Origin of the sequence: Priestia megaterium, assembly GCF_041941685.1 — a bacterium.
Classification (GTDB): domain Bacteria; phylum Bacillota; class Bacilli; order Bacillales; family Bacillaceae_H; genus Priestia; species Priestia megaterium_C.
In genome coordinates, this window is the sequence record NZ_CP130958.1 from 4555202 (window position 1) to 4569379 (window position 14178).

A 14178-nucleotide genomic window follows, 5' to 3' on the forward strand; every position below is an offset into this window, starting at 1 on the left:
TTACCAGAGCAAAAGTCCCAAAAGGTGGTTCTTTTACTTATAGGTTATGCGATTCATTTTTTTATGCCAAGTCAAAAATTACTCCTATTATTGTTAATTGTCAATAACTTTTCAAACACATTTTTTTAGGTCTCTTTACAATACATTAACAATAATACGTTCATTCCTTTTAAAATAAGGGTTTTCAGAGTTTGTATAAAACTGGGATTTACAAAAACTTAACATTACTCCCCTTGTGTAAATAATAAAAGCCAGCTCCTTTAGAACTGGCTTTTATTATTTACTTATTATATTGCTGAAATACATTTTTTACTTTCGGCACGACGTAATGACTTCCGCCTTTATCTTCTACTCCTTCAACCATCATTGAAACGAGTAGGTTTTTCTGTTTTGTATCCACAGCTACAAACCAGCCGTTTTCCTGCCCTTTTTCACCTTGGGTTTTCTTTAATTCTGCCGTTCCAGTTTTTCCAGCCAGGGTTAACCCATCTATCTTTGCAGCATGACCCGTACCGTTTTTATCTTCAATGACATCCACTAAATCATTTTGAATTAATTGCGCCGTTTCTTTAGATATTACTTGTTTTTTCCATATTCCACTCTCATCACCGTTCATAAGAATAGGCTTTACTATGTTTCCCTCGTTTACAATCGATGTATACATCAATGCCAAGTGGAGAGGATTCACTTGCAGTTTCCCCTGGCCATAGCCAGAGTTTGCTAATACGACTTCATCTTTAATATCTTGATCACCTGCAATTTTAGACGTTTCAAAAGGATAATTAACGGACATTTTTTGATTGAACCCAAACTGTTTTAAACCACTGTTAAATTTGTCTAAACCTAGCTTCAAAGCAGTCTGCGCAAAATAAATATTATCAGATGTAACATAAGCATCACGTAAATTAACATTCGGCTTGCTTCCCACTCGTGTTACGTAGAAATTCCCCCAGCTTTTATCTTTTTGCCATTTCTTCCCGCTGATTGATATACTTTCGTTTGGATTTAGTACGCCTTCATCAACTGCTAAAGCTCCCGTGACTAACTTAAATGTAGATCCCGGAGAATACGTTTTGGTAAAGCGATTCATTAACGGCTTATCGGGATTCGTTGAAAGGGATTGGTACGTATTAGCATCGATTCCAAAAGAAAAAGAATTCGGATCAAAAGCTGGCGTGCTTACAAGACCTAATATTTCTCCCGTTTTAGGTTGAAGAGCAGTAGCTACTCCTTTTTCATCTTTTAACTGTTCATAAAGGGATTTTTGAACATTCGTGTCTACCGTAACTTGAATGCTTTCCCCGTCTTTTGGATTCACTTTTGCAATTTCATTCTTTTTATTACCATCTTTATCTACAGTATAAATCGTGACGCCGTCTTGAGCACGAAGCTTATCTTCATATAAAGCCTCTAAGCCAATCATTCCAGCTTTAGACTGAGCATTATAGCCTTCATCTTTATGCGCTTTTAAATATTCCGCTGTGACAGGCGCAACATATCCAACTAAATGGGCACACGCTTCTTCACAAGGATATACGCGCGCATTTACCTTTTTTTGTTGAATGCCTTCTACTTTTTTCAAAGAATTCTCTAAATTAGAGGCATCTTTTTGGCTAACTGTTTTAATAGGAACAAATTGATTCTCTTTCACCCAAGAAGCGCTCATTGCTTGATTAATACTTTTTTCTGAAAGAGCAAGAGTCTTGCTTAATTGTTGTATAGCTTGCTCGCCGCCTTTAGAAAACTGTCGGGGAACAACTCCAACTTGAATCGCTTCTCCGTTTTGAGCTAAATATTTCCCTGAACGATCCATAATTTCTCCACGCACGGCTGACTGAGTAGCTACTCTTACTTGCTCTCCTTGCTTAAGCCCTTTAAAAATCATATTAGGCTTCCAATTAATATACCAATTCTCTGCATCCCCTTGTTTTTCTTGAACCACAGCAGCATTTTCTTTAAATGAGATTTTACCGGCTACAGAGTTCATGTTTACTTCAAAAGGTAAAACAGCTTTATGGTCTTTTATTTCTAAGTCTTCTATTTTACTTGCCTTCACTTTAAGCTTGTCCGCTTCAATTGCATCATAGATATTTTTATATCGATTTACAAAGTCTTTTTCTGAAATCGTCTTTTTAGCATCTTTAGACAAGTATCCATACATGCCTTTAAAATCTTCTTTATTCCACATGGCTACATATTTATCAAATCGATCCTGTGCTTTCTGTTGATCATTTGAGCAACCGGCAATTATTAATAAGAGAATTGCCATAGTAAAAAATAGCCACCCAATTCGTCTCATGATGATTTTCCCCCTTTTTTCAATACCATTTCTCTATCATATAAAATTTTACATAAACTTTCCATCGGAAAGTTACAATCAGGAATTAATTGGTATTACAACCCGCTGAATTTACATACCGACAAAAAAATCAATAGTTAAATAAGAAAAAAAATGAACATTTTGTGAATATTTTGTGTCTTTTTTGGAAAGTATTTGATATAATAATTGTAAGAAGAAAAAGAATAGGAGGCGACTAAAATGAGAAGATTCTTACAGTTTTACTTTATGTTTAGTTCTCTGTTCTGTTTTGGAAGCGTTTTCGTCCTACTTATGTCTCAAGAATATTATTTTGCACCGTTATTCCTCACACTGGGCTGTTTAAATATTTTTCTCTTTAAAGTATATATTCAAGAAAGTCGAAAAGATAAACAAGCTGCACCTGAAAAACCTAAACCAACAATTTAACGAACTCGTCTCTCGGCTGAGATGAATGTAAAAGAAGAACCGGTGAAAAATTCACCGGTTCTTCTTTTATGACGTTGAAGCTTTTGGAAACCTATCGTTTGCAATAATCTCACCGATGCTTTCACTCTTTCCTTCACCGTCATCAATATTTAAAAGCGGGAACAATAACTCTCCTACGTGATAAGCTTCTTCTAAATGCGGATAGCCTGACAAAATAAAAGATTCAATTCCTAAAGCTTCATATTCTTTTATTCGTTTCGCTACATTTTCAGCACTGCCCACTAGTGCAGTTCCTGCACCTCCCCGGACAAGCCCTACACCTGCCCATAAGTTAGGGCTAATCGTAAGTTCCTCTCTGGTTCCTCTATGAAGGCTCGCCATTCGCTGCTGCCCGACTGAGTCATACCTAGCAAAAGTACGCTGTGCTGCTTGAATCGTGTCGTCGTCCAAATACTGAATTAATCGATCGGCTGCTTGCCAAGCTTCTTCTTCCGTTTCCCGTACAATAATATGCAAACGAATCCCAAACTTAACGGTTCTGCCTTCTGCTTCTGCTTGCTTTCTCACAGCCGTTATTTTTTCTCTTACTTGTTCAGGAGGTTCGCCCCACGTTAAATACACGTCAGAATGTTTTGCTGCAACTTTTTGTCCTGCGGGTGAAGATCCGCCAAAATAAATAGGTGGAGAAGGTTTTTGAACAGGTGGATACAACAGCTCACTGTTCTCTACATGAATATGTTTTCCTTCATAATTAACCGTATCTCCAGCCAATAACCCTTTCCACACATCTAAAAATTCATCCGCAGCTTCATAACGTTCATCATGTGATAAGAAAAGGCCATCTCCCGCTAATTCTGCCGGATCTCCTCCTGCTACTACATTAACTAGTAAACGACCGTTTGAAATTCGATCAAGAGTCGAGGTCATGCGCGCTGCCACAGAAGGCGCCATAATGCCGGGACGTACAGCTACTAAAAATTTCAAACGCTCTGTTTCAGGTATAAGTGAAGCAGCCAATAGCCACGGGTCTTCGCATGATTTCCCCGTTGGAATCAAAACTCCTTCAAACCCTAACCGGTCAGCTGCTTGAGCAACTTGCCGAAAATATGAATAGTCTGCTGAACGACCTCCTCGATCTGTCCCTAAATATCTTCCATCTCCATGGGAAGGAATAAACCATAACATTTTCATGATTCAACACTCCTTTTCGTTTGTTCTAGATGATATCCCAGCTCTTTTAATGAACGTTTAATTCTCGCTTCTGCTTCTTCCGCAATAAACTCAATTTCATTTTCTTTCGTATAGGCCACCTCAGAATCAACAATATAAACTCCATGAATAAGAGCAGTAGCTCCTAAAACGGATAAAGTCGGCTTAAATACATAATCAAGAGCCAGTAGGTGAGCAATGGTTCCCCCTGTAGCTATCGGCAGCACGGTTTTATTGTGCAAACCTTTTTCAGGTATTAAATCTAAAAATGTTTTTAAAATTCCTGTGTAGCTAGCTTTATAGATTGGGCTGACAATAATAACGGCATCAGCATTTGCCACTTTCTTTTGAGCTTCTTGAATAGCAGGGCTAGAAAAGTTAGCATATACTAAGTCTTCAGCGGGCAAGTCACGAACATGCACGGTTTTCACTTCATATTTTTCATCTTGTAGATATGCTGCAATATACTCGCTTAAAGCAGCTGACCTTGATTGCTTTGAAGGGCTTCCTGTAATAATTGTAACCTGGCTCATTATCATCTCTCCTTTTAACTTATAAAACTGATAGATTTACAAGGAATAATACGTATATAAATCCTTCTTTTATTTTTCACCTGCGTAGCTGTCTCTCCATTTAAGAAGACGCTTTTCTAATACTCGGACAAATGAATCGGTTAATTTACCTACAACAGCAAAAATAATAATTCCGACAAAAACTACGTCCGTTTGAGAAAACTGTCTAGCATCCATAATCATGTATCCTACACCTTCACTTGCTCCCATTAATTCAGCAACTACCAGTCCGAGCCATGCAATACCTAAGGACAATCGGACACCAAGTAAAATATTAGGAAGAGCAGCTGGTAAAATGAGTTTTGTGATTTGTTTCCATTTACTAAATTGAAGAACACGAGCAACATCAAATAATTTCGAATCAACGCCGCGAATGCCTAGATACGTATTAACATAGATTGGGAAAAATGCACCGTTTGCAATTAGCAATATCTTTGAAATTTCACCAAAGCCAAACCATAAGATAAATAAAGGCGCTAATGCAAGGTGTGGAACCGTTCTAAGCATTTGAATAGATGGATCCATATAGTGCTCCGTTTTCTTTGAGAAACCGGCAATTACACCAAATAGTAATCCTAGTCCAGCTCCAACGGCAAAACCTATGGCAGCACGCAAAATACTGATTTGAAGATTAGCTCCGAGTTCCCCAGATACGATGAGCTGTTTAAAAGAAAGTACAATATCAACAGGTGTAGGAAGAACAGTTTTGGATACATAGCCCGCAGAACCAATGATTTGCCACACGACGATAAGCAGAAGGGGCACGACAAGAGAACGAAGGAAAATTCCCTGCTTATTTTTCGCTTCTTCCTTTCTTTTTTTCACTTTTTGCAAGTGAGCTGCTGAAGACTGGACATGTCCTGAAACCACAGATGTTTTACTCATTTTCATCACCTCATTTTTCTTTTAATGCTTTTTCAATAAATGAATTATCAACGACATCTCCAGTATCAATTTTCTTTTTAATAACGCCTAAAGATTGTTGAAAATCAGCTGTTCGCTGTTGTTCTGCAATAATTTCCTTAGAGGTTGGGCGATTATAGGCAGGATTATTTTTTAACACTTGCCTTACTACGTCTTTATCTAGATTTTTTTGTTTTGCTAAAATATCCACAGATTCTTCAAAATGTTCGTTTTGCCATTCAAGCGCTTTTTGATAAACTTGTAAAAACTTAACGACTAACTCTGGATGATCTTTTGCAAAGCCTTCTCTTACAATAGTAAAACCTGGTGAAGCAACCTTTAATGAATCGCCGTCTGCTAAAATACAAGCTTCATTTTTTAAGTTTTGCAGTGAGATAAACGGTTCCCAGATTGACCATGCATCCACTGACCCATTTTCAAATGCTGGCTGAGCTTCGTCTGGCTGAAGTTGAATAATCTTTACATCACTTGGTTTCAACCCATTTTGATCAAGAGCTCTGTACAATAAATTAAAACCGCTGCTTCCTTTCGCAACCGCGATCTTTTTACCTTTTAAACCTTTTACGCTTTTAATCTTGCTGGTTTTCCCTACTAAAATGGCATTTCCTTTCAACCCGTCGCTGGAATTAGCAATTTCTAAAAACGGAATGTCTGCGCCTTGACCAGAAATAACCGGTGAATTTCCAACTTGGCCGAAATCCAAATGTCCAGATGCTAAACCTTCAAATTGCGGGGGTCCGCTTTGAAACTCTGTCCATTTAACATTTACACCTATTTTTTTAAATTCTTTTTCAAACCATTTTTGGTTTTGTGCTAGCATTAAAGGACCTAAGCTTTGTTGGATACCAATATTAATCGTAACGTTTTTTGAATCTTCTCCGCTCGCTTTTTCTTTCGTCCCGCACCCAGCCAATGCGAGAACAAGTACAATAGCTGCAGTTAAAAGTAGCTTTTTCATCTGTTCTGTCTCCTTCTCTGTCTTATTGAATCTTTAATGTTCTCCTGCTTCTTCAAATTCTTTCAGTACTTGCTGCCTTAGCTGCTGAAATGGTAGTTCTGTCTTTTTTCGGGGATAACTAATTTCTACTGGAACGACCCGGCTAATTTCTCCTGGTCTGGCACTCATAATCACAATTTTAGTCCCCAAGTAAATGGATTCATCTAAATCATGGGTAACAAAAATCATGGTTGTTTTTTCTTTTTTCCATATGTCTAGCAGCACATCTTGCAAATGAGTGCGAGTGAAAGCATCTAACGCACCAAACGGTTCATCTAACAATAAAACTTCTGGATTTCTTAAAAGAGCACGCGCAATAGCAACTCGTTGAGACATCCCACCGGATAGTTCTCGAGGATAAGCTTTTTCAAATCCTTTCAGCCTGACAATATCAATTAACTCATCTACGCGGCGCCGAACGTTCGAATCTTTCAGCGATAAGTCAGCCGCTATATTTTGCTCCACATTAAGCCAAGGGAACAAGCGGTGTTCTTGAAAGATCATTCCTTGTTTAATGCTAGGTCCGACTATGTACTTCCCGTTGATTTCAATACGCCCTTCATAATCCATATCAAGTCCTGCAATCATTTTAAGCAGTGTACTTTTTCCGCACCCGCTCGGACCAATAACGGTGATAAATTCACCTTTATTAATCGTAAGATTTACATTTCGCAATGCTTGAGTTACCTGTTCTCCTTTTTGAAATGAGCGGTTAACAGATTGAATGACAACACTCACAGCAATTCCTCCTCCTTGAATTTTTAAATCAAAAACTCGTTCATCTAAAAACACAAAAGCTCCTACCTGAAAAAGGTAGGAGCTTTCGGTTGACCGATCAGCCCGTTGCTATATTTAACTGATTTGTTATTGGATTATTTTGAATTTTATCATATTAATCCGATTTGTCAACTGTGTTTTATATATTTTATCCTTTTGATTCTTGAGGATTTGGCTTTTTCCATTTAAATACTGAGTTTAAAAATCCGTATATATGCTTAGACTCCTTCGTTAACAAAGGGCCAATAATAGCTAAAATCAATACATAAAGCGCGGCGAATGGCTGAAGAATTGCGGATAATCCTCCTTCAATTCCAATGTTAGCCATAATGATCGAAAACTCGCCTCGTGACATAATCGTTAACCCAATGTTGGTAGAGGCCTTGTGTGACAGCCCGCTTTTTCTTCCTGAAATCATACCGGCTGTAAAGTTACCAATGATCGTAAGCGCAACTGCGCCAAGCGCAAGCCATCCTGCATCCCACAGCGTGAGAGGATCAATACTTAACCCGAAGCTGAAGAAAAAGATAGCTCCAAAGAAATCACGAAACGGTACGACAAGATGTTCAATACGATCGCGATGTTCCGTTTCAGAAAATACAAGTCCAAGCAATAACGCACCAATTGCTTCTGCCACGTGAATTGTTTCTGAGAAGCCTGCCACAAAAAACAATACCGCAAAAACGACGATTATAAAGATTTCGTTTGATGAAATATTTAAAAGTTTATTTAGTAGCGGCGTGGCTTTTCGAGCAATGATAAAGAACAGCATCATATAGCCAAACGCAATTAAAATAGATGTTAAAGATCCAGCAAGCGATCCGTGGTCTCCAAGTACCAACCCTGAAACGACAGAAAGATACACGGCTAAGAAAATATCTTCAAACATGATGATCCCTAATATCAGTTCCGTTTCTGGATTCGCTGTTCGTTTTAAATCAACCAATACTTTTGCGACAATTGCGCTGGACGAAATCGTAATAATTCCAGCGATAATCAGCACTTCAAGAAGAGGCTTTCCTGTCAGATATCCATACAATAATCCTAAAGTGAAGTTAATTAAAATATAAATAGATCCTCCCACCGCGATGGACCTACCTGATTTAATTAGCTTTCCAACTGAAAATTCTAATCCTAAATAAAAGAGTAAAAAGAGAACTCCAATTCTCCCCATGAATTCAATAATCTCTTGGCTTTCAATAAACTTTAAACTGAATGAGCCAAACTCAGGAGCATGGGGACCGACCGCCATGCCCAGCAGAATGAGGAATGGAATAATCGTAAATTTAAATTTATGTGCTAGTATAGCCGCTAAAGCGACTAGTAACAAAGCTGTCCCAACTTCAAATACTAAATGATCCAATTATGAACTACCTCCTTGTGAAAGCAATTCTTTAATGAGCGTTTTTAAATTTCCTCTTTCACCAGAGATGACAAGCGTATCTCCTTCTTCAATTAACGTATCTGGTCCTGGGGTGGATAATTTTTTTTGCGTGTTTTTAATGACGGCGATGATAGTGACATCATAGTTGCTGCGAACGTCAATTTCACCAATTGTTTTGCTGTGAGCTTTCGCCTGTTTTTCAACTTTGTACCATTCAATAACTAAGTCATTGAATGCCACTTCAATGGTTTCCATTGCTTTTGGCTTGTAAATCATGCCGCCTAAAATTGCAGCTAGCTGTCTTGATTCCGTATCTGTTAACGTAATGTCAAAAATGCTTTCTTCTAAATCTTTTTGATCAAAGTGGTAGATTTCACGTCGTCCATCATCATGAATGATAACGACTACGCGGTTTCCTCCGCTTGTCTCAATTTCAAATTTACGGCCGATTCCTGGTAACTCCGTTTCTTTAATCATCATTGAATGACCACTCCTATAAAGTTTTTAAAAAGAATTTTTTAATTTTGCCGCGTTATTTGCATAGAAAATCCGCATAGCAAATAAGCCTAAGAATAGTTGGTAATTTTAGGTTTGAAGAAAAGGCTGTGGAAATTTCAACCTTTTTTATTTAATTGAGGTAACTTGATTGAAAGATTTTTGGATAAAAAAGTGTTTTCTTGAGGATAAAATACGCAATTTGATGCGTCGGAATGATGAGTTTGGCACTCATCCATATTAAAGCAAAAGTTACTATCACACTTTGTATGAGAGATCCTATTTGTTTGACGCTGTGCTTAGCTCCTGGAGACATGTGCACGATATCCGTGTAATGCTGAACCGCACTTTTTGTGACCTTCACTTTTTCAAAATCGTTATCAATAAATTTATCTGGCAAACTCGCAAAAGGCAAACAGAATATCATGCACAACAATAAGCTCATCCATACATTTTTCATCATCTCACCTCTCTTTCTTCTGGACTAGTATCTCCTTACTTAAAAGTATACGTACTCTGAAATTCAATTTCAAGCAATAAGTTTTTTTTATAAAGATTTACCTTTTTTATAATATTTTCTTAACGTTATTCTTTTTAGATATGTATGCGACACTTAAAAAATATACAAAAAGCTGGCTTTCTAAGAAGAAAGCCAGCTCATGTTATAGTTCAAGTTCTCCCATTCGAAGGAGTTCTACGACTGCTTGAGAACGCCCCTTGACTCCAAGCTTTTGCATCGCATTAGAAATATGATTTCGAACTGTTTTTTCGCTAATGAATAGTTCACTCGCGATTTCTTTTGTTGTTTTGTCCTGTACTAAAAGCTCGAATACTTCTCGTTCACGCTTTGTAAGTAGCGGTTTAGGTTGAAACTCTTTTTCTTTCAATGTAACCCTCCTTGCCTGATCCTGAGTTGAACTATCGGATGGGTGTAAATTTAGTCAACATATCTTATGTGCGGTATGCCTACGCGGTTACTAGTTTTAGAAAAAATATGCAAAAAACTCTTTTTTACCTTTAAAAAAGAAAAAAAGCCTGAAGAAAGAGCCTTCAAGCCATTTTCATATATTTGATAAACACCTTTTCATCTCTTCATTCCAAGGGACGCTTTTTCCTGTTTCTTTAGAAATTTGCACCATTGTTCCTCTCCCGGTGAGTACAACCTCTCTTTGCTTATTTTGAATCATATAGTGTAAATCAACCGACGAACGTCCAATTCTATGAGCTTTTACAAAAACAGATAGCACGTTGCCAAAATACACTTGTTTGACATAATCGCACTGCAAATCAGCCACCACCGGTATCGTTCCCTCATGCTCACTCGTCCACTTTTGCATAAAGCCAATATGGTGAAAGAATTCCGTACGTATTTGTTCAAAATAAACAAAAGGAACCGTATTATTTAAATGCCCAAACATATCTGTTTCCGAAAATCTTACCTTGATCTCCTGCTTAAACGAAAATGACTCTTTCCAATGATCCATGTCTTCAATATATGAAATATTATTCATCTGTATTTCCTCCGTTCGTCATAGACAAAATAAAACCTCTCCGCGCGGAGAGGTTTTGAGTGATTATACTTGATCGCTACCAAAGAAACTTCTGAATGCTTGAATTGTTGTATCGCGGTTCAAAGCTGCGATTGAAGTAGTCAATGGAATTCCTTTTGGACATGATTGAACGCAGTTTTGAGAGTTCCCGCAGTTCGCTAGTCCTCCATCACCCATAATCGTCTCTAAACGTTCTCCTTTATTTAACGCACCGGTTGGATGGGCATTAAACAAGCGAACTTGAGAAAGCGGTGCTGGACCGATGAAGTTTGACTTGTCGTTTACGTTTGGACAAGCTTCTAAGCAAACGCCACATGTCATACACTTGGATAACTCATACGCCCACTGACGTTTCTTTTCAGGCATACGCGGTCCTGGACCTAAATCGTATGTGCCATCGATTGGAACCCAGGCTTTTACTTTTTTTAGTGAATCAAACATACGACTGCGGTCTACTTGCAAGTCACGAACCACAGGAAATGTTTTCATTGGCTGTAAGCGAATTGGCTGTTCTAGTTTGTCAACAAGAGCCGTACATGACTGACGAGGTTTACCGTTGATGACCATTGAACAGGCTCCGCATACTTCCTCTAAACAGTTCATTTCCCAGTTTATCGGAGCAACCTCTTTACCTGAAGCATCAACAGGGTTACGTCTGATTTCCATCAGTGCTGAAATAACGTTCATATTCGGACGATACGGAATTTCAAACTCCTGATTGTAAGGAGCAGATTCAGCTGAATCTTGACGTGTAATAATGAAGCGCACTGTCTTTTGGACTGTTTGTTGTTCACTCATTGATTAACGAACCCCCTCTTGTTGTTTTTTTGGTTTTTCATCTTTTTTCTTTGTGTAGTCGCGCTTACGCGGTTTGATTAACGATACGTCTACCTCTTCATAATGGAAAGAAGGAGCCGTTTTCTTATCCACAAAAGATGCCATTGTTGTTTTTAAGAACTCTTCATCGTTACGATCTGGGAAATCTGGCTTATAATGAGCACCGCGACTTTCGTTACGGTTGTAAGCTCCTAGCGTTACAACACGTGAAAGCTGAAGCATGTTTTGCAGCTGACGAGTAAATGTTGCCGCTTGATTACTCCATTTAGCCGTATCATTAATGTTAATACGATCATAGCGTTCAATTAATTCTTGAATCTTTTCATCTGTTTTTAACAGTTTGTCATTGTATCGTACGACTGTCACGTTGTCAGTCATCCATTCCCCTAGCTCTTTATGAAGAACGTATGCATTTTCTGTACCTTGAAGATTCATGATATTGTTCCATTTCTCTTCTTCTTCTTTCACATGACGATCATATACGCTTGAAGAAATAGCATCTGCGCTCTTTTCTAAACCATTGATGTATTCAACCGCTTTAGGACCGGCAACCATACCACCATAAATAGCTGATAATAATGAGTTTGCTCCTAAACGGTTCGCTCCGTGCTGTGAATAATCACACTCACCAGCTGCGAATAAGCCAGGAATATTTGTCATTTGATCGTAATCCACCCATAAACCGCCCATTGAATAGTGTACGGCTGGGAAAATTTTCATTGGTACCTTGCGCGGATCATCGCCCATGAATTTTTCATAGATTTCGATGATACCTCCAAGTTTAATGTCTAGCTCTTTTGGATCTTTATGTGAAAGGTCCAGATAAACCATGTTCTCTCCGTTAATTCCTAACTTCTGCGCTACGCAGACGTCAAAAATTTCACGAGTTGCAATATCACGAGGTACTAAGTTACCGTATGCAGGATATTTTTCCTCTAAGAAATACCAAGGTTTACCGTCTTTATATGTCCAAACGCGTCCGCCTTCTCCACGAGCAGATTCACTCATAAGACGAAGCTTATCATCTCCTGGGATAGCAGTTGGATGAATTTGAATAAACTCTCCGTTTGAATAGTATGCACCTTGCTGATACACGATAGATGCCGCTGAACCTGTATTAATAACTGAGTTCGTCGATTTTCCAAAAACAATTCCAGGTCCACCTGTAGCCATAATAACCGCGTCAGCTGGGAACGTTTTAATTTCCATTGATTTTAAATTCTGTGCAGAAATTCCGCGACAGCTGCGCTCATCGTCAAGAACAGCACCTAAGAATTCCCATCCTTCGTACTTTGTCACAAGTCCGGCAACTTCATAGCGACGAACCTGCTCATCTAATGCGTACAATAATTGTTGACCCGTTGTTGCTCCAGCAAAAGCCGTACGGTGATGCTGCGTCCCGCCAAATCGTCTGAAGTCTAACAAACCCTCAGGAGTACGGTTAAACATAACACCCATGCGGTCAAGTAAGTGAATAATACCAGGAGCTGCTTCACACATTGCTTTTACAGGTGGCTGGTTGGCTAAAAAGTCTCCGCCGTACACTGTGTCATCAAAGTGTTCCCATGGTGAATCCCCTTCACCTTTCGTATTTACGGCTCCGTTGATTCCACCTTGCGCGCAAACTGAGTGAGATCTTTTTACCGGAACTAGTGAAAATAAATCTACTTGCTTGCCAGACTCAGCAATTTTTATTGTTGCCATCAAGCCAGCTAAACCGCCACCGACTACGATGATTTTTCCGTTACTCATCGGAACCCCACTCCTTCAAAACCTTAATTTTATGCAAATGCGAATAATGTACGAACACCTACAAATGTAAGTGCTAAGAAGATTGCTAATGTCACATAAGTTGAAATTCTTTGAGAACGTGGCGTTACAGTTAACCCCCAGCTAACTCCAAATGACCATAGACCGTTTGCAAAGTGGAAGATCGTAGATACAACACCAACTATGTAGAATGCAAGCATTGCCGGGTTGCTTAAAATTCGTTCCATCATTTGAAAATCTACTTCTTTTCCAAGCGCAGCTTGTATTCTGGTTTCCCATACGTGCCATGTGATGAAGATAAGTGTGATTACACCTGAAACACGCTGAAGTATAAACATCCAGTTACGGAAAAACCCATAGTTGTTAACGTTTGTTTTAGCAGTGAATGCGATGTAAAGACCGTATATTGCGTGAAAAACGATTGGTAAGAAAATAATGAAAATTTCTAGAGCATAGCGGAAAGGTAAGCTCTCCATGAAGTGAGCTGCTTGATTAAATGATTCTTCTCCCTTTGTCGCGAAATGATTCACAACTAAATGCTGTGTTAAGAAAATCCCGATTGGTATTACCCCAAGTAATGAATGGATTCTCCGATATTGAAACTCTCTGTTTGCCGCCATCTGCGTAGACCCCCCTTAGTTAAATGAACATAGTTTGTGAAGAACTTTCTTACTCCCACTAGACAAATAGATTAATCGTGAATATAGGAAATGAAAACCTTTGCATTTCCTAATAAAGTATGTGACAGGTTAATTTTACTCCCATCGATTAAGAGCGTCAAGGCAAGATATTTAAATCTTCTATAAAATATAAATTTATAAAATTTTATATTTGTTAACGCTTACTATATTGATGTTACAGATTTTTTCTTTCTATTATAATATTGCTTGCCACAACTAAGTAAGCGTTTACTTTAT

The 14178-nt window shown here is 38.4% G+C and carries 15 protein-coding genes; 1 reads left to right on the forward strand and 14 read right to left on the reverse strand.

What is annotated here, in order from left to right:
• Nucleotides 1-280: 280 nt before the first annotated feature.
• Nucleotides 281-2299, reverse strand: a complete 2019-nt coding sequence (locus tag Q5794_RS24150) for a penicillin-binding transpeptidase domain-containing protein (protein WP_374988489.1) — start codon at nucleotides 2297-2299, stop codon at nucleotides 281-283.
• 240 nt (nucleotides 2300-2539) lie between these two features.
• Between Q5794_RS24150 and Q5794_RS24155 the strand changes: the two genes are divergently transcribed.
• Nucleotides 2540-2746, forward strand: a complete 207-nt coding sequence (locus tag Q5794_RS24155) for a hypothetical protein (protein WP_013059387.1) — start codon at nucleotides 2540-2542, stop codon at nucleotides 2744-2746.
• Nucleotides 2747-2812: 66 nt separating this feature from the next.
• Here the strand turns inward: Q5794_RS24155 and ssuD are convergent, their stop codons facing one another.
• From ssuD to Q5794_RS24220, 13 genes are all read right to left on the reverse strand, one after another.
• Complete coding sequence (ssuD, locus tag Q5794_RS24160) at nucleotides 2813-3937, reverse strand: FMNH2-dependent alkanesulfonate monooxygenase (protein ID WP_214984225.1); 1125 nt, start codon at nucleotides 3935-3937, stop codon at nucleotides 2813-2815.
• Nucleotides 3934-4488, reverse strand: a complete 555-nt coding sequence (gene ssuE, locus Q5794_RS24165; RefSeq protein WP_164796571.1) for an NADPH-dependent FMN reductase — start codon at nucleotides 4486-4488, stop codon at nucleotides 3934-3936. The genes ssuD and ssuE overlap by 4 nt, the downstream gene beginning before the upstream one ends.
• 69 nt (nucleotides 4489-4557) lie before the next feature.
• Nucleotides 4558-5412 carry an ABC transporter permease gene (locus Q5794_RS24170; RefSeq protein ID WP_214984224.1) on the reverse strand — a complete coding sequence of 285 codons (855 nt, stop codon included), beginning with the start codon at nucleotides 5410-5412 and terminating at the stop codon, nucleotides 4558-4560.
• A gap of 10 nt (nucleotides 5413-5422) precedes the next feature.
• Nucleotides 5423-6409 carry an aliphatic sulfonate ABC transporter substrate-binding protein gene (locus Q5794_RS24175; RefSeq protein ID WP_214984223.1) on the reverse strand — a complete coding sequence of 329 codons (987 nt, stop codon included), beginning with the start codon at nucleotides 6407-6409 and terminating at the stop codon, nucleotides 5423-5425.
• Between the two features lie 33 nt (nucleotides 6410-6442).
• Complete coding sequence (locus Q5794_RS24180) at nucleotides 6443-7186, reverse strand: ABC transporter ATP-binding protein (protein ID WP_214984625.1); 744 nt, start codon at nucleotides 7184-7186, stop codon at nucleotides 6443-6445.
• Between the two features lie 187 nt (nucleotides 7187-7373).
• Nucleotides 7374-8588, reverse strand: coding sequence for a cation:proton antiporter (locus Q5794_RS24185; protein ID WP_214984222.1), 1215 nt, complete (start codon nucleotides 8586-8588; stop codon nucleotides 7374-7376).
• Nucleotides 8589-9089, reverse strand: coding sequence for a cation:proton antiporter regulatory subunit (locus tag Q5794_RS24190; protein ID WP_013085158.1), 501 nt, complete (start codon nucleotides 9087-9089; stop codon nucleotides 8589-8591). It lies immediately after the preceding gene.
• Nucleotides 9090-9237: 148 nt separating this feature from the next.
• On the reverse strand, nucleotides 9238-9567 hold the full coding sequence (locus Q5794_RS24195) for a hypothetical protein (protein WP_251033865.1): 330 nt from the start codon (nucleotides 9565-9567) through the stop codon (nucleotides 9238-9240).
• Nucleotides 9568-9766: 199 nt separating this feature from the next.
• Nucleotides 9767-9991, reverse strand: coding sequence for a spore germination transcription factor GerE (gerE, locus tag Q5794_RS24200; protein ID WP_013059396.1), 225 nt, complete (start codon nucleotides 9989-9991; stop codon nucleotides 9767-9769).
• 174 nt (nucleotides 9992-10165) lie between these two features.
• Nucleotides 10166-10615 carry a thioesterase family protein gene (locus tag Q5794_RS24205; protein ID WP_192995663.1) on the reverse strand — a complete coding sequence of 150 codons (450 nt, stop codon included), beginning with the start codon at nucleotides 10613-10615 and terminating at the stop codon, nucleotides 10166-10168.
• Between the two features lie 63 nt (nucleotides 10616-10678).
• Nucleotides 10679-11452 (reverse strand): succinate dehydrogenase iron-sulfur subunit, encoded by a 774-nt coding sequence (sdhB, locus tag Q5794_RS24210; protein WP_013059398.1) that lies wholly within the window; start codon nucleotides 11450-11452, stop codon nucleotides 10679-10681.
• A 3-nt stretch (nucleotides 11453-11455) separates the two neighbouring features.
• Nucleotides 11456-13243 (reverse strand): succinate dehydrogenase flavoprotein subunit, encoded by a 1788-nt coding sequence (gene sdhA, locus Q5794_RS24215; protein ID WP_013059399.1) that lies wholly within the window; start codon nucleotides 13241-13243, stop codon nucleotides 11456-11458.
• Between the two features lie 29 nt (nucleotides 13244-13272).
• Nucleotides 13273-13881, reverse strand: coding sequence for a succinate dehydrogenase cytochrome b558 subunit (locus tag Q5794_RS24220; RefSeq protein WP_013059400.1), 609 nt, complete (start codon nucleotides 13879-13881; stop codon nucleotides 13273-13275).
• Nucleotides 13882-14178: the final 297 nt, after the last annotated feature.